Source organism: Yersinia rohdei ATCC 43380, from assembly GCF_000173775.1.
GTDB lineage: Bacteria > Pseudomonadota > Gammaproteobacteria > Enterobacterales > Enterobacteriaceae > Yersinia > Yersinia rohdei.
In genome coordinates, this window is sequence record NZ_ACCD01000019.1 from 17,208 (window position 1) to 40,924 (window position 23,717).

The following is a 23,717-nucleotide window of genomic DNA, read 5'->3' on the forward strand; positions in this document are numbered from 1 at the left end:
TGAAATTTGAGTCCTTAGCTATCAATACCTTACAACCACATCACATTGCTATTGCCGATGGAATGGCGGCACCGCTCAATTTCATGTACCCAAGTTGCTATCTATTTTCAAATACATCAATGGCTCTATTGGTGGACCAACTTGAAGAAAATAGTGGTTTCAAAGGTTTTAAGTGCTTTAACCCTTTCATAGGCATGAGATGTTTTAATCCTTTCAAGGGGGTCATACCGACCATAGGTTTCATTGGTCCTCCACTTGAATCTGTAGTAAACAAAAGAGCACGCCCCCGAGAATCTCTTATAAACCCATTCTCCCAGTAACCAACATGTCTTCCATTGAATAGATATACAGAATCATCACTGAAGTAACCTATTGGTTTTCCAGAAAACGTATAAATATGAATGCCATCATCAGTGTAAGCGTATGGCACACCTGTACGACCATAAAAATTTATCGTCATATGTCACTCCTTTTATTTTAATAAAATCAGTTCATCCACGGCAGTTCGACATTATTTGGGCCATAAATGTAGCCATCACTTATGTAAAACTTTCCTGAGTGCTTTGGCCCGTATATATATATCCACCTGAATCTAGGTAATAAATCCCAGAGTTTTTGGGTCCATAGATATAACCATCACTGATGTAGAACTGGCCAGACATCTTCGGGCCATAGATGTAACCGTCACTTATGTAGTACTGTCCAGAACTCATATCTCCACCTTAAATTATTCTATCTTTGAGTTTGTTATATGATTTATACACAACCACATAAACTAGTCTGTTTTTCAGTTTTTGCTTACATAACCAATATCATGTCCTCCTGAAAATACTAATTATTAAGAATCTTTCTATCTACAGTCTGATAGTTCTAAATGATCCAATGACTTTACAGAAATCCATAAATTACCATTAGTTTCAATTAATTAGCATTTACCAAAAATCCACGCCAAGATCCAAAAACTGAAACACACTGAAATTCTTTTCATTCTTTTCAGTTGGCGAAACTCCGCAAAGCCCCAGCCACGGTGCGGGCTGGCGGGTGCGGTGTAGTGCCGTTTCCGTGGTGATAACGTTTCTTTCGTTGCGTGTTCTGCTACGTGCGCGGGGCGTGGCTGGCGTGATCCATTTTGGGTGCTGTGGTTGCTTTATCGCGGGGTACTGCGGGCCGCTGGCGGCACTTATGGGCAGGCGTAAAAAAGCCCGCGCGCGGCAGGCTGATTGGGCGAGATCGATTAACCGATCACTGGGGAATATTTATCACGTAATCCGTCTGACTTGGCCCCGGTGGCGGTGATGCTGCCTGCGTTAAGCGGGCCTCCGGTGTTGGTATGAGTATGGGCGGCGGTCAGTGCTGCCAACTCTTTCACCACATCCAGCGTATCCAGCATAAGGGCCATCACGTTAATCTGCTGGCTACCAATCCACACCACTGGCGCTATCACATCCTGCCGGGCTGAGGCTATGCTGCTGCGGATATTACCAATCTTCTCTATCAAATCCTGCCCCACATCGGTGGTTAAGGTTTTGCCCACTTTTGCCACGTAACTGGCTTGCGTGGCCAGACTGTAATCCCCCTCACTAATCTGCTGAATGGCCCCAGCCAGCAAGGTGGCGGTACCCAGTACCGTGGTTTTATCCGTGGCCTGAATAGTGGTCTCACGGGCTACCAGTGTGCGGGTTTCATCGTCGGCAGTAATCACCCTGCTCATGGATTCCTCACGGATAACCTGATCGGTTTTGCGCTCCCAATCCCCTGCTACCGTTACCCGCTGCGATACGCCAACGGCTGGCCCATGCGGTAACCGCTTTGGCCATATCCCGCGCATCCCCCCCGTCTCGCCGTCTTCATCCTCGCCCAGTGCATAGCCATCGATATTCTTTGAGATATATTTCGCGATATAGCCGGTTGCACTGCCTTTGGCCGAGTCAATAGGTTCAGCATGGAAACGGGCTTTCAATGCTTCGGGGCTTTGCAGTGTTTCGCTATCCTCCAACCGGGCGTAATAGCAGAGAATGTCACGCACTTGCTCAACGTCTTGCGGCAACATAAGCAGCAGCACATGCCAGTGTGGGGTACCATCGTGATGCAGCTCAACCACCCGGAAACCAAAGATATTAATCCCAGCCCGAGCAAGCGCGGCACGGGATTTGGCCCATACGCTGCATAAGTATTTTTGTGTCTGCCGTGGGCTGGCCCCATTCCAGTTGGCCACAAAGCCGCCGCCGTGATACACCGCATGATATTTAGACGGCGCGGTAATAGTGTAAAACTCCCCCACGCAGCCCATTTCATTGGCTAAATCCTCAAAACCTCGCATTCTGACCATCAGTTCACATCTCCGTATTGCGGGATTGGCATTGCTGCCATTCACCATGTCTTCCATTGAGACCCGTTCACCGTCCTGATTTTCCAGCTCAAACGCCTTGAAAAACTCCCGGTTACGCCGTTTTTGCTCTACCCATTCGGCCATGGTTGACCGGCTGACATAGGCAGATGCTGATTTCTGTACTTGCCCCACCGCAATGGCCATATGCTCACGGCGCACATCACGCAGGCGTTTTAAACGCACTCGCCACCAATCCGCTGCCATCATGCGCAGCAAGCCGGATTCAATTTTGCGCGGGTTAATTGTTTTGCGGCTGGAAGTAAATTCGCGCCAGTACGGCGGTTCAGTTCCCACTTGTTTGCATAGACCGACGAGGTATCTATATGCCCGCTGGGTGCGCTGCCAGAGTTCGGTTGGATCACTGCTCTGCCCGGTGAAATTACGTTCGATATGGTCGGTAAAACTCTCAGACATAAAATCAGCTACCGCAGGCAAACATTGCAATTGAGACAGCAAGCCATCTAACAGCGTTGGATCTTCGGTAATGTCAGTGAGCGTCAACAATTCGATGCAGCTCAACTGGTGCGGCTGGTCAGGGTTAAGTTTGTTACGCAGCATTTGCGGCTTCATACCGATTTGATCGGCAACCGCCGTTAAATTGTTATTCCGGGCGAAAGCACGGCATGACATATCAAAGCGTGGGTGTTTAGAAAGCTGGAAATCAAACATGGTCGATAGCCTCCCAATAACGCAATATCGAACTAGGCGATTGCAATATCACAATTCGAGAGTGCGTCTACGGTGAGTGCCGCCATATTGATCATGACTTTTTCACGCTTCATATCTTTACGCAGGCGGTGACGAACTAAACGGCCATCAGCAAGCATTGCTCTGATGGTGTCTGAATCTAAGCCCTTTAATTCACTATATTTCTCTACTGTGACATGGGGGGTCAGAAGAGTGATTGAAATGTTAGGTCTCATAGTGCAACATCTCCAATTGGCTTGTGGCGAGCCGTTATAAGTAGTTTTTAACAGTTGTGATTCCCAAAGCGAACTCATGAGTACCCTCAGGTTCGCTTTAGGGATCTGTCAATGGGTTTTGTTCGTTGAGACGTACTTTATGGATTTCAAAAGCGGAGGGCGTAAAGCAATTGACCGTTTGATTGAGGCCTATGGCTTCACTACACGGCAGGCTTTATGTGATCATTTAGGGGTTTCAAAAAGTACCCTCGCAACCCGATATATGCGGGATATCTTCCCTGCGGAATGGATTATTCAAGGCGCACTTGAAACTGGTGTTTCCCTATCATGGTTAACAACCGGCGAAGGTGTGATGTTTGAAAACGCCAAACTGAACGATGTTGTACAAATTCCGCGCCAAAAGTTGTTAGACGGCAAACTCTACGATTCAAATTTCTATATGTTCGACAAGGCGTTCTTGCCTGATGGATTGAAAGACCCGGTTGTTATCCTTGATGGTGATGTCACCTATATTGCTGACCGTAAGTTTGATGAAGTTCAGGATGGCAAATGGGTTGTTGATATAGAGGGAACAATTAGCGTCCGAGATATTATTCGTATTCCCGGTGGCAAAGTGCGAGTTGAGGGCGAGAAATTTGCGTTTGAGTGTAAACTTGATGAAATTTTAATTTCCTCAAGAATTGTGGCCATAAATATATCTTACTGAAATTTTTGAGTATAATTATAAGTAGGAAGCATGGAAAATAGAACCATAGATAGTTACATTAATGAGCTTGAATTCTTGTTATCGAATGAATTAATCGATACTAAAACCCATGAGAAACTTATTGGCTATCTTAGAGATAAGAGACTCGGGATTGTTGACGCCATTCTTTTGGGAATTAAAAATAGACATCAATTAGATTCAAATGATATCAAAGAGTTCACCTCAGAAATAAATAATTACGAGAAAAACAATTTAAACAGAGAAGAATATGAAATAAATTATGAAAAATATGTCTCGGAGTTAAAGAATGAAAACAGAGTATTAAATAAAACTCTAATAAAAACAAAAGAATGGATATCAGATCTTGAAAAGACCATCACCGACATTACAGAAAAATGCAATGCATTAATTATAGAAAAAGAAATTTTAATCAATGAGAAAGACACGGTAATTGAAGAAAAAGATATTCTTATAAAAGAAAATAATGAGTTAAAAGCACTATCTCAACAAAAAAGAATTGATAAAGAAATACCTCTGTATGTAGAAAAGGTGAGCCAAAAACTTGATACAGATGACAGTTTCTTTACTGAAATGTCGCGTAATTGGTCAATCGCTGGTATTACCATAACTTTGGTTGCGGTATTAGCAGCATTCTGTACATTCGCACAAGGAACAGATTTAATATTAAAAAATGAGAATATTGAGTGGATTGGATTTATATATATATTTATTCGTGGCGGATTAGGCATTGGCTTACTTTCATGGCTTGCATTTGTTTGTTTTTCTAACGCTCGCAACTATACACATGAATCAATCCGAAGAAAAGATAGACAACACGCATTAAGTTTTGGCCAATTATTTTTACAAATATATGGCTCTAGTGCAACAAAAGAAGATGCAATGTTAGTCTTTAAAGATTGGAATATGTCCGGTGATTCAGCTTTTTCTAAGGCCGCGGATACACCACCAAATATTCTTGAAGCATTGAAATCAATAATACCATCGGCTAACAAAAATAAAGGATTAAGTAATGAAGGAAAATAAGCACGTTATCAAATTTAAGTCTTCACATTTGAAATCAGGTGAAAGCGTTGTTGCTTGGTCAGATGGCTACATAGGCAATGTAATGGGATCGGGTAAAAATACTCAGCGCAATGGAGTCTTACTTGTAACTGATCTGAGGGTTACATTTTATAGAAAAGGTATAATCGGTGAAATAATTCAAAATATACCTTTAAAATCAATAACATCAATTGAAAGAAAATCAACTCTGGGTCATAGAGTTATAAGACTACATACCAGTCATGATGATCTTGAGTTTAAAACTTTTAGTAAAGAGGGTGAATCGCAACTCATTGATGCAATTGAATTAGGACGAGGATTAACAACGTCAAGTAATACAGAAGTAGTGAAGAATGAAGAGAATAAGGAAGATGAATTCTCAAAATTGAAGAAATTAGCCCAATTAAAAGAGGCAGGAATTATTTCAGAAGAAGAGTACCAAGTTAAGAGATCTGATTTACTATCAAGAATTTAGAAAGTTAAACTTCAAATATTATCTGAGGTATTACTATGAAACTAAAATCTAAATCCGTAAGAAAAATTGATAAAATAATCAAAATGGCTGCTGGTATTGATACTATAATTTTAGGTTTACCTATTAATAATATAGATATCATTAAATTACAAGAACTTGGATTTACTAAGGAATTACCGGAAGGAGAGTCTATATTGCCTTTTGCAGTTGGCAAATACACTGAATTTAATGCCAGAGGTAAAGAGATACTTAGGCCAGATCTGCCAAAAGAGATATATTATGTCAGCTATACGAGCACTACATATGATTGGCATAACCATCCTCATTATGGAATTAGAACAAGATCAGGTCTAAGAACAGCTAGAGAATACATCCCTGCTCCCTCAGAGTTTCTTAGTATCGCAATTGTAAATAACGAGAAATATATAATTACCAACACACTTAATCTTAATGATGGTAATTCTGAAATTAACATTCACATAACAAACTTAATGTTAGAATGTTTTGGTGAGTTTGAAATATTAGATAAAGAAAAGACAGCAATCAAAACAACAAAGTTTAAAAAACTCCAATGGGATATATTACCAAAAGGCGTTTACCCGTGGAGCAAAGTATCAGAGTTAATAAAAAGTAGCACTAGCAGACTACAAGATGACGAGGCAGAAATAATAGAAGATCGGCTTAAAACAATAAATGTATACCAACCTGACTTCATTGGATCAGGAGTAGGAGGATTCAATGGATATTATGTTTTCGGTTTCACAAAAAATAATATATATGTCTTAGAGAGTGTATTTTTAGATAATGCTACATATGTTTTTCATGATAATTGGGAAGAGTTATCTAAATTGACAAAAAATGAAATAATTAATAGTGACATTCCACACACAAGAATAATACATGATAAAAAATGGAAACAAGCTATAGGCATAGTTATAAGCCGAGCTAAAAACGCTTAACATGTAATTTTACTAACCTGTTAGGATTCTATTAGTATTAACTTAAGACTAGTAAATATTAAAATTATTTTTTTAATAAAATCAAACATTGACCACTGTTCATTAATACAGTTAAATACCCCCTTATCTTCCAAGGGGGCTCTCAATGTCAGTACGCAAACAACCAACAGGTCAATGGCTTTGTGAATGTTACCCGGCAGGCCGCACAGGTCGCCGGGTGAGAAAAATGTTTGCGACCAAAGGTGAAGCACTAGCCTTTGAACGATATACCATGGATCAGGTGAGCAATAAGCCTTGGTTAGGGGATGCACCAGACCGCCGCACGTTAAGCGAGGTTGCCGAACTCTGGTATAACCTACATGGCCGTTCCCTAGAAGCCGGTGAAAAAGTTTATCAGAAGTTAAAATTAATAGTTGCTGCGCTAGGTAATCCCCCTGCTCATAGTTTGAGTGGAAAAGATTTTGCTCACTATCGGTCTAAGCGTTTGTCAGGTGAGATTTATTTCTCAGAGAAATGGAAGAAAGGCGCAAAGCCGGTAACCGTAAATCTGGAACAAAGTTTTTTAAGCGGTATGTTTAGCGAATTGGCCAGATTAGGCGAATGGAACTTACCGAACCCATTAGACAATCTGCGCAAGTACGCCGTGGCAGAAAAAGAAATGGCGTGGCTCACCCATGAGCAGATTAAAACACTATTGGCCGCATGTAGCTTTGGCCGGGCAGATTTGCCTATGGTAGTTAAAGTTTGCCTCAGTATCGGGCGCGATGGAATGGAGCAGAAAAGCTCACCCGCTCTCAGGTCAGCCCGCACAAAATTACCTTTGTCAGAACCAAAGGTAAAAAGAACCGCAGTGTGCCAATCAGCAAAGAACTTCATGACGAGTTAATCGCGTTAGAGGGAGACCGGCTTTTCAGTGAGTGTTATTTCCGCTTTATGGCCGCAATCAACACCACAGATATAAAGCTACCCGCTGGCCAGCTCACACACGTTTTGCGCCACACCTTTGCCGCGCACTTTATGATGTCCGGGGGCAACATTCTGGTATTGCAGCGCATCCTTGGCCACAGTGATATTCAGATGACAATGCGTTATGCTCACTTCGCGCCTGAGCACCTAGAAACCGCTGTGCAGTTCAACCCGCTAACCACCATGAGCACTGGCGACAAAGTGGCGGCGGAGGTTACTCTTCCCTAGTATTTACTACCCCTCAATAACTAATCAACTCACTGTTTTTATTATATATTATTGTTTTATATAGACTTCTGAGACTAATCGGGTTTTTTCTTGCCTGAAATTTGACTACCACCTTTTCTCGCCCCTCTCCGCCCCCTTAAGGCTTTCTTAAGACAGCTTTATTACCATTCGAATATCATTAATTCCGTTTCAGGTTATTTCGTGAAGACCAATAAACCAACGTCGCAATCGGGTATTACGACGCCAACATTAAATAATACCTCAACAGCACAGGTAATTAGGACAAAGTCCCTTTACTCACTCCCATTATCCTTTTACTTTTGGCAGGTTTTTGGTCTGTTGATCAGTGGATTGCTGTTTTTTTGGTTATCTTGCGACGAGCAGCTAGATTGGCTTATCAGTAATTATTGGTTTGATCCTGTCGGGCAGAATTTTCCTTGGGAAAATAATTACTGGTTGGATTTACTTAATCACCGGTTGCTGAAAATGACCATTATCAGTGCGGCAGTTGTCACATTGTTGTGGGGCATTTATCGTCGCAATGCGCGGTTGATCACCACCATGTTGCTGCTGGGTATTGGCCCATTAGTGATAGGAATTTTAAAAGCCACCAGCGCACACTCCTGTCCTTGGGATCTGGTGGAGTATGGCGGCAAATCCATTAGCTATGTGTTGATGGGAACTGCGCCTATCGGGGCAGGCCCGGGTCACTGCTTCCCTGGCGGCCATGCATCAAGCGGCTTTGCCGTGATGAGTTTGTTTTTCTTGTTTTACCCCGAGCGACCTCGTCTGGCCACTTTGTGTTGGCTCGCCGGAGTCATCCTTGGCATGTTGATGGGCTTTGGTCAAATCATGCGTGGGGCACATTTTCTCACTCACAACCTGTGGGCGGGTTGGTGGGTATGGCTCAGCCAGTTGGCTGTGTTTTGGATGATTAGCGGTTATTGCAACCGTGATAAAGGTACCGACTGATGGAACAAATGAATTACTTTTTCTTTTCCATGATAAATGCAACGCCGGCATCACCATCATGGATGATTTCTTTTGCGACTTTTATCGCGCGCGACGCCATTATGATTATCCCGGTGTTATTGGTGGGGATGTGGTTATGGGGGCCGAAAGCAACGATGGACATCCAGCGCACTGTGGTCGCCAAAGCGGCCATCGCGCTTGCTTTCTCTATGCTCTCAGCCGCCTGTATCGGGATGCTTATCCCGCATGACCGGCCTTTTGTCGTGGGTTTCGGTTATAATTTTCTACCCCATGCACCGGACAGTTCTTTCCCAAGTGATCACGGTACCGCAATATTTACCTTTGCCTTAGCCTTTGTTTTCTGGCACAAACTTTGGTCGGCGATCAGCATGATGATAGTGGCCGTCGCCATCGCGTGGTCACGTATTTATCTGGGGGTTCACTGGCCATTAGATATGGTGGGAGCCTTTTTGTTAGGCATTGTCGGTTGCCTGTTCGCACAGTTAGTGTGGAATTTATTCGGGGATACACTCTCGAAGGGGATAATCCGCCTTTATCACCTAAGTTTTGCCATGCCTATCAGCAGAGGATGGGTCAGGAGCTAATTCCCCTTCATGTTACATTGCCGGTAAACTAAAAAGCCGGCAATCCCCTCCTTTAAAGTCTCAACGCTGTTTTAAACCTTTAAAATCATGAAATTACATTAAAAACACTCATTTTTACTGTCTATCTTATAGCCACAAATGTAATAAAAATAACAAAATAAATTCTAAAACAGTTAATTTTGTGAGAATTGTCTTTGTTTTTTCTTTATAATGTTATTATTATAACAACATAACCACTTACAGATGAATAAAGGATAATAATTATGACAATCAATTACGCTAACTACATTGACCATACCCTGCTGGCAATGGATGCCACTGAAGCACAAATCATTAAGTTATGTGAAGAAGCCAAACAGAATAATTTCTATGCTGTATGTGTAAACTCTGGCTATGTCCCTGTCGCCGCACAGCAGTTAGCTGGCAGCCAGGTTAAGGTCTGTTCAGTCATTGGCTTCCCACTGGGTGCCGGTCTGACTGAAACAAAAGCCTTTGAAGCTCAAGCTGCAATCAAAGCAGGCGCACAAGAAATTGACATGGTTATCAACGTTGGTTGGTTAAAAAGCGGTAAAATTGATAACGTTAAAGCCGACATCAAAGCCGTGCGTGATAATTGCGCCGCTACACCGTTGAAGGTAATATTAGAAACCTGCTTACTTAGCGATGCGCAAATCGTACAAGTGTGTGAAATGTGCCGTGAGCTTGATGTCGCTTTTGTTAAAACCTCTACCGGTTTCAGCACCGGCGGCGCTAAAGAAGAACATGTGAAATTGATGCGCGCTACTGTCGGCCCGGTAATGGGCGTTAAAGCATCTGGTGCAGTGCGTGATAGAGCAACAGCAGAAACGATGATTAAGGCCGGAGCGACACGAATTGGTACCAGTTCTGGGGTGGCGATAGTGTCAGGCCAACAAGCATCCGCATCAAGCTACTAAATTATTGTAAGCCCGGTTATTGCCGGGCTTAATTATTGCTATGTCCTGTTTTGCACCACTTTTGTTTTGTAATGGCTTGTTTTATATCGCATAACAAGAAAAATGCTTATCATACATGGCCTTGAAAATAACTTGTCCGGGATGGCTTATGGAAACTCGCCGCGCAGAACGAATCAATAAACTTACTCAGGCCCTTAAGCGTTCCGATAAAATCCATCTAAAAGATGCCGCTAATCTGTTGCGTGTTTCAGAGATGACAATTCGGCGGGATCTCAGCGCCGAACCCACTGCCGTCATTTTGTTAGGCGGTTATGTGGTGCTGGATCCCAAAAGCAATAACGCCAATAACTATTTTGTTTCTGATCAGCAAGCCAAACAGGTGGAAGAAAAACGTCGAATTGGCCAGCTGGCAGCACGTCTTATTGCAGAAAATGACACCGTCTTTTTTGATTGCGGCACCACAATCCCTTCTATCATTGACGAGATAGATGAAGAGCTGTCATTTACAGCCATTTGTTATTCCCTCAACACATTCCTTTCCTTACAAGACAAACCCAATTGCAAAGTGCTGCTGTGCGGGGGCGAATTCAAACCTAATAACTACATTTTCACCCCTATCGGCCAGCACCATGAGCTGGATAATGTCTGCCCGAACAAGGCCTTTATCTCTGCGGCAGGGGTTTCAGTGGAGTATGGCGCAACCTGTTTTAACTTTGACGAAATCTTACTGAAGCACCGTGCGTTGGCTAAATCTCAGCATAAAATTCTGGTGGCTGACCACAGTAAATTTGGCAAAATCAAACCGGCCAGTATCGGGGCGTTAACGCTCTTTGATGCGCTGGTCACTGACCGCCAACCTGATGATGAATTCAGCCAGTTCTTTTTGCAGCAGGGCATTAAAACTTACTATTAGAGCGCCCCCTCCCCGACTGACTCTTCCTCTTGCTGATAGAGATGCTGATATTGTGCATCTCTATCTCTATGGCCAAGACCTTGCCCACTCAATGACTCAGTCATGCCTTGGCCGCTAACCGACCCCATTGACCTTGATTTAATAGCAAAAATCCTAACACTGTAAATAGCAGATGGGTCATCCCCGGCAGGTATTATCTAAAATATGTATTATATTTAAGCGAAACAAATAACCACTATTAATTTATGGATAAATATTTTTATTAATCCATAAAAAACTTAAAACACAATTTCATTATTAAATGAAACCTTTTTGGACAACTGAACTTAAGATGAATTGATTTAACATTTAGTGCATTTTTAATACAATCAAGTAAAAGAATAGCGTTAATTTATTGTCTGACAAATTGTCGTCGGTAAATATTCATATGACAAATAAGGTAAAAAACAACAAAGACAGGTTGTTAAACCATTTATAAACCACAATTGAATTTTTATCTAAAATCTTATTTTACGGTTTATATTGCTGCACCCCAAGAACTTAACCCCAATCAAGAATAAAAATAAAATACATAAATATCATCTAGTTACGTTAATTTCATTATTATGAATTAATGATATCAATCAACAAAACAGTGAAAAAAACGATTTTAACTAGATTCATGAACAAGGTTAAAATATATTGCCGCCAATAAAAAAGGGGTAGAGAATTTCATTGTTTATTTATTAATCAATGCAAATTATATATTTTCACCACCTTTATTGATAATAAAAACACATTCATGCAACAAACAGTTGTAAATTCACAACAAGTCATCAAGAACGATTTTATTGGGCAATTGAGAGCAGGATCACGGTACTTTTCACTGCAAATAAGTACATTTACACCAGCAAAAACTACCACCAAGACAATAACAATAAAAATATCCGATAACACATATCCACCCCTTAATATCGGTCAAATTTTGCACTTTACCTTTTAGGTACCACACACGAATACGGCACCAATGTAATAACCAGGGCACACATTTTAAACAAATCGTTTTGACTGAATTGTTCACCTGATAATGTCGCTAAATAAAGCATTACAGGCACCAGACTTTCGGCTCTTAATTTTAAATTAACGTGTTCAATACGGAGATTTTTATGGACACTACTCAAGCGGGCACTATTGCCTCCACGGGAAATACTTCAACAAGCACATGGCGTAAGAGTGACACCATGTGGATGCTGGGGCTGTACGGCACCGCAATCGGTGCTGGCGTCTTGTTCCTGCCAATCAATGCCGGTATCGGCGGTCTTCTGCCTCTTATCGTTATGGCTATCATTGCTTTCCCGATGACCTTCTATGCACACCGCGGTCTGTGCCGTTTTGTGTTGTCAGGTAAAAATCCGGGCGAAGATATCACTGAAGTGGTTGAAGAGCATTTTGGTCAGGGCGCTGGTAAACTGATTACCCTGCTTTACTTCTTCGCTATCTACCCTATTTTATTGGTCTACAGTGTGGCGATTACCAATACTGTTGATAGCTTTATTACCCACCAGATGCATCTGCCCTCTCCACCACGTGCCATCTTGTCACTGATCCTCATCATCGGCTTGATGACTATCGTGCGTTTTGGTGAGCATGCCATTGTGAAAGCAATGAGTATTCTGGTGTTCCCATTTGTTGCTGTGCTGATGCTGTTGGCGGTCTATCTGATCCCTAACTGGTCAGGGGCAATATTTGAAAATGTCTCTATGGATGGCAATGGCACGGGTAGCGGCCTGTGGATGACGCTGTGGCTGGTGATTCCGGTGATGGTGTTCTCATTCAACCACTCCCCGATTATCTCTGCCTTTGCAGTCGCAAAACGTGAAGAATACGGTGTTGAAGCTGAGAAAAAATGCTCTCGCATTTTGGCTTTTGCCCACATCATGATGGTTGTTACTGTCATGTTCTTCGTATTTAGCTGTGTATTAAGCTTGTCTCCGGCAGACCTGGCCGAAGCAAAAAGCCAAAATATCTCTATTCTGTCTTACCTGGCTAACCATTTTAATACGCCGATGATTGCCTACATGGCACCGGTCATTGCCTTTATCGCTATCACCAAATCTTTCCTCGGCCATTACCTTGGCGCACGTGAAGGCTTTAATGGCATGATGATCAAGTCTTTGCGCAGCAAAGGCAAACCTATCAATCATGACAAACTGAACCGCATTACTGCACTGTTTATGCTGGTCACCACCTGGATAGTTGCAACCATGAACCCAAGCATTTTGGGCATGATTGAAACATTGGGCGGCCCAATCATCGCGATGTTGTTATTCCTGATGCCAATGTATGCAATCCATAAAGTGCCAGCGATGCGTAAATACAGCGGCAGCATCAGCAACGTATTCGTGGTCATCATGGGTCTGATTGCTATCTCTGCAATCTTGTTCAGCCTGTTCGGTAAATAATTCTGAGGCTAACCCTTTCCAACGGTTAGCCCATGACCCTTTTCTGATGGTGTAATTGCTTCAAAAGCCGGTGCGTCCGCGCCGGCTCTCTTATCCACGGCAATGTAAATACTTTAATAATTAGAACCTTTCAGAGGCTAATATATGGTCAGCGTTTTTGACATTTTCAAGATTGGTATTGGGCCATCCAGCTCCCATACTGTTGGCCCAATGAAAGCGGGCAAACTGTTTACCGATGACTTAATCACCCTAGGGCACCTTGCTGCCGTCACCCGAATTGCTGTTGATGTTTATGGCTCTTTATCTCTTACCGGTAAAGGGCACCATACCGATATTGCCATCATCATGGGTCTGGCCGGGAATTTGCCGGATACCGTTAATATTGATGCCATCGCCGGGTTTATCCGCGATGTAGAATTGCGCCAACGCCTACTGCTGGCTAATGGCAGCCACGAAGTTGACTTCCCCACCAGCGGCGGAATGAACTTCCATGAAACCAATTTACCGCTGCACGAAAATGGCATGTCCATCAGCGCCTATGCGGGTGACTTGTGTCTTTTCAGCAAAACCTATTACTCCATCGGCGGCGGGTTTATTGTTGATGAAGCACAATTTGGTCAGCAAGATAGCCATGCGGTTTCTGTACCTTATCCTTTTAACTCCGCCCAAGATTTGCAAAAACACTGTAAAGAAACCGGCTTATCTTTATCCGGTTTAGTGATGCAAAATGAGCTAGCTTTACACAGCAAAGCCGAAATCAGCGCGCACTTTGCCGCCATTTGGGAAGTGATGCAGGCCGGCATTGAACGCGGCATTAACACTGAGGGGCTGTTGCCCGGCCCCATGAGAATTCCTCGTCGAGCCGCTGCCTTGCGCCGTCTGCTGGTCACCACAGATAAGCATAATGCAGATCCGATGATGGTGGTGGATTGGATAAACATGTATGCCTTAGCCGTTAACGAAGAGAATGCGGCAGGCGGACGAGTCGTGACAGCACCGACCAATGGGGCCTGTGGCATTATCCCTGCGGTGTTAGCTTACTACGATAAATTTATTCGCCCAGTGAATGAAAACTCCTACAGCCGCTATTTCCTTGTCTCTGGCGTAATTGGCGCTTTGTATAAAATGAACGCATCCATTTCTGGCGCAGAAGTGGGCTGTCAGGGAGAAGTGGGCGTGGCCTGTTCAATGGCAGCGGCCGGTTTGGCTGAACTCATGGGCGGCAGCCCGGCTCAGGTTTGTATCGCGGCTGAAATCGCCATGGAACATAATCTGGGGCTAACCTGTGATCCTGTTGCGGGGCAAGTTCAAGTTCCTTGCATTGAACGTAATGCCATTTCTGCCGTGCAGGCGGTTAACTCAGCCCGTATGGCATTACGTCGCACCAGTGAGCCAAGTGTCTGTCTGGATAAAGTCATCGAAACCATGTATGAAACCGGTAAAGATATGAACTCAAAATACCGCGAAACCTCTCGCGGCGGTCTGGCAATCAAGATAGTGGCCTGCAACTGATTTATCGCAGTGATAATAAAAGGGCAGCGCTGACAACATTGATTAGCGGGAAAGGTGCCGACTGGGTCACTATTGGTTAGTAAATAATCAGTGGCCTAAGTGGCCGGAGCGCCCCCAAGTGCAGCCGCCCCGACTAACTCAGAACTAAACATATCGGTTTGTTATCAAATTTAAGGCGACTATCACGTCGCCCTTAAATTTAGCCCAATATTCCACCAAACCACTGGCTAAACTTCATCATCACAAAGTCCCACATGCGACTAAAGAAACCGCCCTCTTTGACTTCGTTTAACACCACCAGCGGGCGCTGTTCAATCGTTTTACCGTCAAGCTGGAAATCAATGGTGCCCACCACCTGATGCTTCGCCAATGGCGCGCGCAATTCAGTTTGATCCAACTTATAGCTGGCTTTCAGATTTTTCATCTGCCCTTTCGGGATAGTGACAGCCGCATCCTGCGCGACGCCAAGCTCTACCTGCCCGGTATCACCAAACCACACTTTCTGAGTGACAAAAGGATTCGCGGCTTTAATTGGCACCACGGTTTCATAGAAACGAAAGCCCCAAGTTAGGAGTTTCTCACTCTCGCTAAAACGCACTCTGTCACTTGGCGCACCCAACACCACCGAGATCAACCGCATCGGCCCATCAGTAGCAGAAGCCACCAGATTATGCCCGGCCCCAGTGGTAAAACCGGTTTTCATGCCATCAACATTAATATTTGTGCTCCATAACAGACGGTTACGGTTGATTTGGCGAATTTTATTAAAGGTGAATTCTTTCTCTTTATGCAGCGCATATTCTTCCGGCACATCGCGGATAAGCGCTTGCCCCAATACCGCCATATCCCGCGCAGTACTGTATTGCCCCGGTGCATCCAGGCCATGAACTGTCATAAAATGCGTGTTATCCAGACCCAGCGCTTTGGCATAATTGTTCATTAAGCCCACAAAGCTATCCTGGCTTCCGGCAATATAATCCGCCAGTGCGATACTGGCATCATTACCTGACTGAATAACAATTCCTTTATTTAAATCGGACAATTTCACCTGATCGCCCGGTTTCAAAAACATCAGTGAGGAGCCGCGTAATGCGGGGTTACCGGTGGCCCAAGCATCTTTGCCAACGGTCACTAAATCATCCGGGTGGACTTTACCCGCTTTAATCGCCTGCCCAATCACATAGCTGGACATGATTTTTGTCAAGCTGGCGGGGTCAAGGCGCTGGTCACTGTTGCCTTCCGTCAGCACTTTCCCACTGTTGTAATCCATCAAAACATAGGCTTTAGCTTCTATTGAAGGCGCAGCCGGAGCATCAGCCGCATAAGCGGCGGGCAGAGCCAAAAGCAATAAACCGGCACTGAAAGTCAATTTTTTTAGTTTAAACGGGAGGATAAATTTCATCATGAGGTCGCCAGAGTATCCTTGCAAATAATCGGAGTTAAGTGGTATTCCCAGAATACATCACCGCCCAATTAGCGAATGGGTAACGTCTTTTCATTGATACTGAAATAGTAGCTTAGTCATATTTCAGTGCGCTTTCTAAATTTATCCCATTGCGGTGTCAATTGGGCATAGTTTTACCTTTTTTTTGTAAAGACGCCGCTTTTCAATGAATCCTGATGGCTATACGGCTAAGCGTCTTACTGTCTAAACACCCCGACACCTAAGCATCCAAACGTCTAAAAATCACCATTTATATTCCAAAAAGGAATATAAGAGGGTTATTTGTTCTTTTTAGTGCCTAAGTCGCTGGCGCTATTATCCCGCCATAGGTTGTTAACCGAAGCTCTCTGTTAACTCAATTTTATTGGAGCAAATAATGGCTATCCCACGTTCGGTGCTGTCTCTTATCGGCCACACTCCCCTGCTGGAACTGACCCGTTTTGATACCGGCCCGTGCCAATTGTTTGTGAAGTTGGAAAATCAAAATCCCGGTGGTTCGATTAAAGACCGCGTCGCGCTTTCCATGATTGAGCAGGCGGAGCAAGATGGCCTGCTGCAACCCGGTGGCACCATTATTGAAGCCACTGCGGGTAATACCGGCCTTGGCTTAGCATTAGTTGCGGCGCTAAAAGGCTACAAGTTGGTTTTAGTGGTGCCGGACAAAATGAGCCAGGAGAAAATTTTCCACCTGCGGGCGCTCGGCGCACAAGTACTGCTGACCCGCTCGGATGTGGGCAAGGGGCATCCGGCCTATTATCAGGATTATGCCTTGCGTTTGGCGCAGGAAATACCTGGCGCTTTCTATATTGACCAGTTCAATAACCCGGCGAATCCAGCGGCGCATCGGACATCAACCGGCCCAGAGCTATGGCAACAGATGGGGGAGAAAATCGATGCCATTGTGGTCGGGGTTGGCTCCAGCGGCACCTTGAGCGGGTTGAGCCAATATTTTGCATCCGTGTCACCAGAGACCGAGTTTGTCCTGGCTGATCCGGCAGGTTCCATTCTGGCAGATTATGTCGACAGCGCGCAGCTAAATGATGCCGGCAGTTGGTTAGTCGAAGGAATTGGTGAGGATTTTATCCCCCCGCTTAGTAATTTTTCTCAAGTAAAAAAATCCTATCGCATTGATGATGCTGAAGCTTTCCGCACCGCACGCACCCTGTTACGCGAAGAAGGCGTGCTGGCGGGTTCATCAACCGGCACCTTACTGGCCGCCGCCTTACGCTATTGCCGCGAGCAAACCACCGCCAAACGGGTGGTGACCTTTGTTTGCGATAGCGGCAATAAATACCTGTCTAAAATGTTCAATGACTACTGGCTACTGGAACAAGGTTTATTGAGCAAACCGCAACATGGCGATTTACGCGATTTCATCACTTATAGCCATCAGGATGGCGCTACTGTTTCCGTCTCGCCGCAGGATACGTTGGCCGTCGCTCATGCCCGCATGCGCTTGTATGACATTTCACAGTTACCGGTATTAGAGGGCGAAAAGGTGGTCGGGCTTATCGATGAATGGGATTTGCTGAATGCCGTGCAAGCCGATGCCAGCCATTTCACATTACCGGTCAGTAGCGCCATGACCGCTCAGGTCAACACACTACCCAAAGAGGCGGATTACCGCGCGCTGCTGGCCACATTTAATGAAGGCCATGTGGCGGTGATATTGGATGGAGAACATTTTCTCGGCCTGATTACCCGCACTGATGTATTGAATTCCTGGCGTCACAAGCTGGCTTAACCTTCTCTTATTAAGGATTTTTATTATGGCAAAGTTCGATACGCTCACCGTCCACGCCGGTTATACCCCTGACAGCACCGGTGCGGTCATGCCCGCAATTTACGCGACCTCCACCTTTGCGCAGCCCGCCCCCGGCGAGCACACCGGGTATGAATATTCGCGCAGTGGCAATCCTACCCGTAGCGCTCTGGAACAAGCGATTGCAGAACTGGAGGGCGGCATTCGTGGCTACGCCTTTGCCTCTGGCCTTGCCGCCTGCTCAACTGTGCTGGAGCTGCTGGATCAAGGTAGCCATATCATTGCGGTGGACGATTTATACGGCGGGACATATCGCCTATTGGAGAAAGTTCGCAGCCGCACTGCGGGCTTGCGGGTGACTTATGTCCCGCCTGCGGATACCGCCGCTCTGGAACAGGCGATTTTACCAGACACCAAAATGATCTGGGTGGAAACCCCGACCAACCCGCTGCTGAAGCTGGCCGATTTGGCCGCCATTGCCGCTATTGCCAAAAAACATCAGCTGATTTCTGTGGCTGACAACACCTTTGCCTCGCCTTATATTCAGCGCCCGCTGGCATTAGGATTTGATATTGTGGTGCATTCAGCCACTAAATATCTTAATGGCCATTCTGATGTGGTGGCCGGTGTTGCGGCGGTGGGCAATAACCCGGAACTGGCCGAGCAATTGGGTTTTTTACACAATGCGGTGGGCGGAATTTTAGACCCTTTCAGCAGTTTCCTGACATTACGCGGTTTGCGCACTTTGGCTTTACGGATGGCTCGGCATAATCACAGCGCCCAGCGCATCGCCGAATGGCTGGAACAGCAACCACAAGTGGAAAATGTGTATTATCCGGGGCTGAAAAGTCACCCCCAGCACGCGCTGGCAGCCCAACAGATGGCCGGTTTTGGTGGCATGATTTCGGTGCGGTTGAAAGGCGATGATGCCTATGCTCGGGCGGTAATTAAGCGCTCACATTTGTTTACGCTAGCCGAAAGTCTGGGCGGTGTAGAAAGCTTAATCAGCCAGCCTTACAGCATGACGCATGCTTCAATTCCATTGGAAACCCGGCTAAAGCACGGTATCACACCGCAATTATTGCGATTGTCAGTCGGTATTGAAGATACTGAAGACCTGATTGCCGATTTAACACAAGCGCTAAACGGCTAATTATCATGATAAAACCGGTGAGATTTGTTCAATTAGCCCGAAGATAACAGCCTAAAATGCAGTAGATGCCAATCCAGCGCCCTTCTTTACCCCCCTCATTTGAGAGATAAAAAAGGGCGCACCAGAGAGAATTTGAGTAAAAAACCAAGATAGGAATACATGCAAAATCATTTATCGCCGATGAGCTAGCGACCTGACCCACTTATCCCCCAAACTTTGTACTCCCTGAACCAGAATCACCAATATAATTAATGTCGCGACCATTACTTCATTATTAAATCTTTGATAACCATAGCGAATAGCCAAATCCCCCAAACCGCCGCCACCAATTACCCCGGCCATAGAGGAGAACCCCACCAGCATTACCACCGTTAACGTAATACCCGCCAATAACGCCGGCAGCGCCTCTGGTAATAGTACTTTTTGAATCACATGACGGGCAGATCCCCCCATTGAGAGAATAGCTTCAACTCGCCCTTGATCAACTTCATCCAAAGCCGCTTCCACCACTCGGGCAAAAAATGGAATAGCTCCCAAGGTAATGGGTACAATGGCGGCGGTACTGCCCAAGGTGGTGCCAATAATCCAGCGGGTAATCGGAATTAATGCAATGAGCAATACCACAAATGGCATTGAACGCCCTAAATTCACCATAGCCCCTAGCAAGGTATTTAGCCGAGGTGCAGGAAATACGCCATTAGGGCGCGAAACAAATAATAAAACCCCCAATGGCAAACCAATTAAGACCGTGAAAAAGGTAGCAATTACCACCATGTAGATGGTTTCACCGGTGGCATTGGTGACTAATGCCAGCAGATCTTGCCAACTCATCTTGTTGCTCATATCAGCTCAGCCCTCACACCACGATCGTTAAGAAACTGTAAGACTTCTGCCAAATTCAACCCGCCGTCTGGGTGGCTGAAATCAACTTGTAAGCGCCCAACCCGCAGACCACCAATGGACTCCACCCCGCCGCCGAGCAAGGTGACCCCCACGGCATGATGCTGGGCTAATTCACTGAGCACCGGCGAGGCCGATAACGTGTCGAAGAAAGTGAGTTCCGCCACCGGCGTGCCGGACAAAGATGCTGGGCCACGGGCGGGCAATAATAAGCGGCCTAAGCGAGAGTCAGACGAAGCCAGCAAATCAGCAATAGCCCCGGTTTCTGCCACTCGCCCACGTTCCAGTAACGCCGCGTTATCACAGATGGATTTCACCACCTCCAACTCATGGGTAATCAAGACGATAGTTAGCCCCAACTGACGGTTAATATCACTAAGCAGTGCCAGGATAGAGGCGGTTGTTTCCGGGTCCAATGCGCTAGTGGCTTCATCCGATAATAAATAGGATGGTTTGGCCGCCAATGCTCTGGCTATCCCGACCCGCTGCTTTTGTCCGCCGGATAATTGCGAGGGAAAAGCAAGAGCTTTGTCACTTAATCCCACTAAATCCAATAGCTCGGCAACACGTTTTTGGCGCAGTGGTTTGGCCATACCAATAATTTCCAAACCAACTGCTACGTTGTCCCATACATTGCGTGAATGCAGTAAGTGGAAATTCTGGAAAATCATGCCGATATTCTGTCGTTGCAAGCGCAATTCGCGGTCAGAAAGTGTGGTCAGCTCACGGCCATCCACCTGAATACGGCCCGCAGTGGGCCGCTCCAGTAAATTTAGACAGCGGATCAGGGTGCTTTTCCCGGCCCCGCTGCGGCCAATAATACCGAACACCGAGCCGGTCGGGATCTCGAGCGAGACATCCTCCAGGGCCACCATCGGCAGCCCACCTTGCGAATAGGTTTTACTCAGGCGTTCGATGCTGATCATGATTTAATGCCTGCCACGGGGATAACTGAACCGGCATATTTTTCAGTGATAAATTTCGCCACTTCTGGTGATTGCAAATCTTTCGCCAGCTGTTGGATGCGCGGGTCATTGGCTAAGGCGGGGGTGGTAACCAGAATATTGGCATACGGATTCCCCGCGGCTTTCTCCAGCCCCAGAGCATCTTTTGCCGGGCTTAATCCCGCTTCCAAAGCATAGTTGCCATTAATCACTGCTAAATCAACGTCATCCAATGAACGCGGAATCTGCGGTGATTCAATTTCCAGGATTTTTAGCTGTTTAGGATTACTGGCGATATCCTGGGGTGTGGCTTGATTGTTAGCCGGATCAGTAAAGCCCGGTTTCAAGGTAATAAGCCCCTGGTCTTGCAATAAATAGAGCGCACGGCTGAGGTTGGTGACATTATTTGGCACCGCCACTGTGCCTTTTTCTGGTACCTCGGCCAGCGTTTTATGCCGATGAGAATAGATACCCAGTGGCTCAATATGCACCGTCGCGGCAACCGCAAATTTCTGCCCCAGCGCCTGTTCTTGGGAGTGCAAATAAGGAAGGTGCTGGAAATAGTTGGCATCAACATCGCCGTGGGCTAATAGCTCATTGGAATTGACGCCATTGGTTATTTCAATCACCTCCAGCTTCAATGACGGATCCAGTTTTTGCACAAATTGCAGTATAGCCGCATGTGGCACTGGGTCTGCGGCCACCCGCAAGGCGTCTGCTGCTTGTGCCGAAAATGAAAAAGTGGAGGCCAGTACAGTAAACAGTGCCGCACCTACCAAGCCAGAAAGGCCGGTTTTAGTCATTATTGTCTTTGTCATCATCATCACCCTAAAATAATTAATTAGCCAAAATTATTGGAAATGCGGCCGGGCCGTAACACGCCCTCGATGTACTGATTCGAGTCAGTATTTGAGTTTTTTGCGCGTGAACAGTTTTGCCTGCGAATAGCTTTACCTACCCACCGCTTCGGGGTAGTAGCGCTCGGCAACATCCGGATGAGAGCGCAAGCGCCCCTTGAGATAATTCAGCCCAACATCACGAAACAGGGGATTGTGTGGATCACTGGCAGGCCCCTGAGCTTGCTCCGCAAGAGCGGTTGGCAGCTGATACAGTGGCACTACAGCATCCAGCCGCGCGCCAAGGAAAAAGGCGATGGATAGGCGGTCAAAACCTGCCGGCGGGGTTTCTACTCGATGCACCGTGGCCCGCAAATAACCATTAGTGGCCAGTTCCAGCAGTTCACCAATATTGACCACAAAGGTGCCTTGCTGCGGGCTCGCCTCAATCCAGCGCCCCTCTTCGATTTCAACTTGCAGGCCAGGTTGCTGGTCTTGTAGTAAGAAACTGAGGAAGCCCGAGTCTTTATGCGCGCCAACTCCCTGCCCGCTTTGTGTCGTTTCTCGCCCCGGATAGCGGATAAGTTTGATGTGCTCATTGGGCTTGTCGCCATACAATTCATCAAAGGCGTTTTCAGTCAAATCCAATGCCAGCGCAAAGGCGCGCAGCAAACGCAATGCCATACCCGTCATTTCCTGTTGCCATTGCAGCAATACTGGTTTTAACTCAGGCAGGGCTTGCGGCCACTGGTTGGGGCCTTGCAGCCGCGCCCAACTTGGCGTCTTGTCTGTTTGGGGCAATGGGTTTCGCTCAGCGCCGATATCAAACTGTTCGCGCCAATCGGGCTGACCGCGAGTGAGTTCAGAAGCCGCCCGGTTATAACCGCGAAAATGGGGAGAATGCACCATAGCAACGGCCAGCTTTTCTTCCTCCGGTAGAGCAAAGAATTCCCGTGACAGAGTTTGGAGTTGTTGCAATAACGCGGGGTCAATTCCGTGGCCGGTAAGATAAAAGAACCCAATATCTCGTGCGGCATGGCGTAAAGTAGTTAAGAATTGCTTACGTTCTGCTTCACTGCCATTGAGCAATGAAATGTCCAGTAAAGGTAATGTATTAGCAGATTTAGCATTAGCGCCCGATTGATTCACTAACAATTGATTGCTTACGGATTGGTGGTTCATTTTTCACTCCAGAATGTTCAGTTGGTGGCTTTTTTTGCTCAGAACCAATGAAAACTGGACAACCATACAAACGAATAATCAGCATAATCAGCTCCTGAGCTGTAGGGGTGAAAATCAGTTTTAAGCACGTTTAAGACTATATAATTAACAATCTATATTTAAACGGTATAAACAATTAACACCCAAATTCATCTGCGCACCAATATCAATCCGTTCTATGTTATTTCTTTCACTACTCTGTCTTAATTTTCAGCTACTTTGCTATCAATCAGTCTATTTAGCCAGGCCGCAAAGGTGTACATCACGATCAGCTGACTCAGGTCAGTGGCGCAGGTAAATGAGCGCAAAGCACAATTTTGCAACATTAAACACGAAAGGTATTTACTTCCATGGCAGGATGGAAAATATTA

General features: G+C 45.6%; 20 protein-coding genes and 3 pseudogenes. 13 read left to right on the forward strand and 10 right to left on the reverse strand.

The window, feature by feature from the left end:
• Positions 1-97: 97 nt before the first annotated feature.
• The 5 genes and pseudogenes from YROHD0001_RS0118185 to YROHD0001_RS0118200 form a co-directional block, all read right to left on the reverse strand.
• Positions 98-460 (reverse strand): 4-fold beta flower protein, encoded by a 363-nt coding sequence (locus YROHD0001_RS0118185; RefSeq protein ID WP_042542285.1) that lies wholly within the window; start codon positions 458-460, stop codon positions 98-100.
• A 774-nt stretch (positions 461-1,234) separates the two neighbouring features.
• Entirely contained in the window at positions 1,235-1,711 is a 477-nt protein-coding gene (locus YROHD0001_RS0118190; protein ID WP_032817286.1) for a hypothetical protein, read from the reverse strand.
• A 64-nt stretch (positions 1,712-1,775) separates the two neighbouring features.
• Positions 1,776-2,815: pseudogene (locus tag YROHD0001_RS19340) on the reverse strand (replication endonuclease); the annotation flags it as partial.
• A 54-nt stretch (positions 2,816-2,869) separates the two neighbouring features.
• Positions 2,870-3,058 (reverse strand): annotated as a pseudogene (locus YROHD0001_RS20745) (phage regulatory CII family protein); the annotation flags it as partial.
• A 32-nt stretch (positions 3,059-3,090) separates the two neighbouring features.
• On the reverse strand, positions 3,091-3,312 hold the full coding sequence (locus tag YROHD0001_RS0118200) for a hypothetical protein (protein ID WP_032817288.1): 222 nt from the start codon (positions 3,310-3,312) through the stop codon (positions 3,091-3,093).
• Between the two features lie 139 nt (positions 3,313-3,451).
• Between YROHD0001_RS0118200 and YROHD0001_RS05875 the strand changes: the two genes are divergently transcribed.
• From YROHD0001_RS05875 to YROHD0001_RS05845, 11 genes and pseudogenes are all read left to right on the forward strand, one after another.
• Positions 3,452-4,018 (forward strand): phage repressor protein CI, encoded by a 567-nt coding sequence (locus tag YROHD0001_RS05875; RefSeq protein ID WP_004715468.1) that lies wholly within the window; start codon positions 3,452-3,454, stop codon positions 4,016-4,018.
• Positions 4,019-4,048: 30 nt separating this feature from the next.
• A complete protein-coding gene (locus YROHD0001_RS20750; RefSeq protein WP_004715469.1) occupies positions 4,049-5,062 on the forward strand; it encodes a hypothetical protein in 1,014 nt (337 codons plus the stop codon).
• A complete protein-coding gene (locus YROHD0001_RS0118210) occupies positions 5,049-5,555 on the forward strand; it encodes a PH domain-containing protein (protein ID WP_032817290.1) in 507 nt (168 codons plus the stop codon). Before YROHD0001_RS20750 ends, YROHD0001_RS0118210 begins: the two co-directional genes overlap by 14 nt.
• Before the next feature lie 35 nt (positions 5,556-5,590).
• Complete coding sequence (locus YROHD0001_RS05870) at positions 5,591-6,514, forward strand: hypothetical protein (protein WP_004715471.1); 924 nt, start codon at positions 5,591-5,593, stop codon at positions 6,512-6,514.
• Between the two features lie 145 nt (positions 6,515-6,659).
• Positions 6,660-7,708 (forward strand): annotated as a pseudogene (locus YROHD0001_RS19345) (phage integrase).
• A gap of 276 nt (positions 7,709-7,984) precedes the next feature.
• Entirely contained in the window at positions 7,985-8,680 is a 696-nt protein-coding gene (locus YROHD0001_RS05865; RefSeq protein ID WP_235427900.1) for a phosphatase PAP2 family protein, read from the forward strand.
• Positions 8,680-9,285, forward strand: coding sequence for an undecaprenyl-diphosphate phosphatase (gene ybjG / locus YROHD0001_RS0118220; RefSeq protein WP_032817291.1), 606 nt, complete (start codon positions 8,680-8,682; stop codon positions 9,283-9,285). The genes YROHD0001_RS05865 and ybjG overlap by 1 nt, the downstream gene beginning before the upstream one ends.
• A gap of 263 nt (positions 9,286-9,548) precedes the next feature.
• Positions 9,549-10,220, forward strand: coding sequence for a deoxyribose-phosphate aldolase (gene deoC / locus YROHD0001_RS05860; protein WP_004715479.1), 672 nt, complete (start codon positions 9,549-9,551; stop codon positions 10,218-10,220).
• Positions 10,221-10,368: 148 nt separating this feature from the next.
• Positions 10,369-11,133 (forward strand): DNA-binding transcriptional repressor DeoR, encoded by a 765-nt coding sequence (gene deoR / locus YROHD0001_RS05855; RefSeq protein ID WP_004715480.1) that lies wholly within the window; start codon positions 10,369-10,371, stop codon positions 11,131-11,133.
• 1,145 nt (positions 11,134-12,278) lie between these two features.
• A complete protein-coding gene (locus YROHD0001_RS05850; RefSeq protein WP_032817293.1) occupies positions 12,279-13,574 on the forward strand; it encodes an HAAAP family serine/threonine permease in 1,296 nt (431 codons plus the stop codon).
• A 144-nt stretch (positions 13,575-13,718) separates the two neighbouring features.
• Positions 13,719-15,086, forward strand: coding sequence for an L-serine ammonia-lyase (locus tag YROHD0001_RS05845; protein WP_004715482.1), 1,368 nt, complete (start codon positions 13,719-13,721; stop codon positions 15,084-15,086).
• A 199-nt stretch (positions 15,087-15,285) separates the two neighbouring features.
• On the opposite strand, the gene YROHD0001_RS05840 is transcribed toward YROHD0001_RS05845, so the two are convergent.
• On the reverse strand, positions 15,286-16,491 hold the full coding sequence (locus YROHD0001_RS05840) for a serine hydrolase (protein WP_004715483.1): 1,206 nt from the start codon (positions 16,489-16,491) through the stop codon (positions 15,286-15,288).
• A 415-nt stretch (positions 16,492-16,906) separates the two neighbouring features.
• On the opposite strand from YROHD0001_RS05840, the gene YROHD0001_RS05835 reads away from it, so the two are divergent.
• Positions 16,907-18,274, forward strand: a complete 1,368-nt coding sequence (locus tag YROHD0001_RS05835; protein ID WP_004715484.1) for a pyridoxal-phosphate dependent enzyme — start codon at positions 16,907-16,909, stop codon at positions 18,272-18,274.
• A 25-nt stretch (positions 18,275-18,299) separates the two neighbouring features.
• Positions 18,300-19,445, forward strand: coding sequence for a trans-sulfuration enzyme family protein (locus tag YROHD0001_RS05830; RefSeq protein WP_004715485.1), 1,146 nt, complete (start codon positions 18,300-18,302; stop codon positions 19,443-19,445).
• 171 nt (positions 19,446-19,616) lie between these two features.
• Here the strand turns inward: YROHD0001_RS05830 and YROHD0001_RS05825 are convergent, their stop codons facing one another.
• The 4 genes from YROHD0001_RS05825 to YROHD0001_RS05810 all read right to left on the reverse strand — a co-directional run bounded on the left by YROHD0001_RS05825 (position 19,617) and on the right by YROHD0001_RS05810 (position 23,307).
• Positions 19,617-20,288 (reverse strand): methionine ABC transporter permease, encoded by a 672-nt coding sequence (locus YROHD0001_RS05825; protein ID WP_032817295.1) that lies wholly within the window; start codon positions 20,286-20,288, stop codon positions 19,617-19,619.
• Entirely contained in the window at positions 20,285-21,271 is a 987-nt protein-coding gene (locus tag YROHD0001_RS05820) for a methionine ABC transporter ATP-binding protein (protein ID WP_032817296.1), read from the reverse strand. The genes YROHD0001_RS05825 and YROHD0001_RS05820 overlap by 4 nt, the downstream gene beginning before the upstream one ends.
• Positions 21,268-22,092, reverse strand: coding sequence for a MetQ/NlpA family ABC transporter substrate-binding protein (locus YROHD0001_RS05815; RefSeq protein ID WP_032817298.1), 825 nt, complete (start codon positions 22,090-22,092; stop codon positions 21,268-21,270). The genes YROHD0001_RS05820 and YROHD0001_RS05815 overlap by 4 nt, the downstream gene beginning before the upstream one ends.
• Positions 22,093-22,239: 147 nt before the next feature.
• Positions 22,240-23,307: an isopenicillin N synthase family dioxygenase gene (locus tag YROHD0001_RS05810; RefSeq protein WP_004715490.1), complete on the reverse strand. Its 1,068-nt coding sequence runs from the start codon at positions 23,305-23,307 to the stop codon at positions 22,240-22,242.
• Positions 23,308-23,717 lie beyond the last annotated feature (410 nt).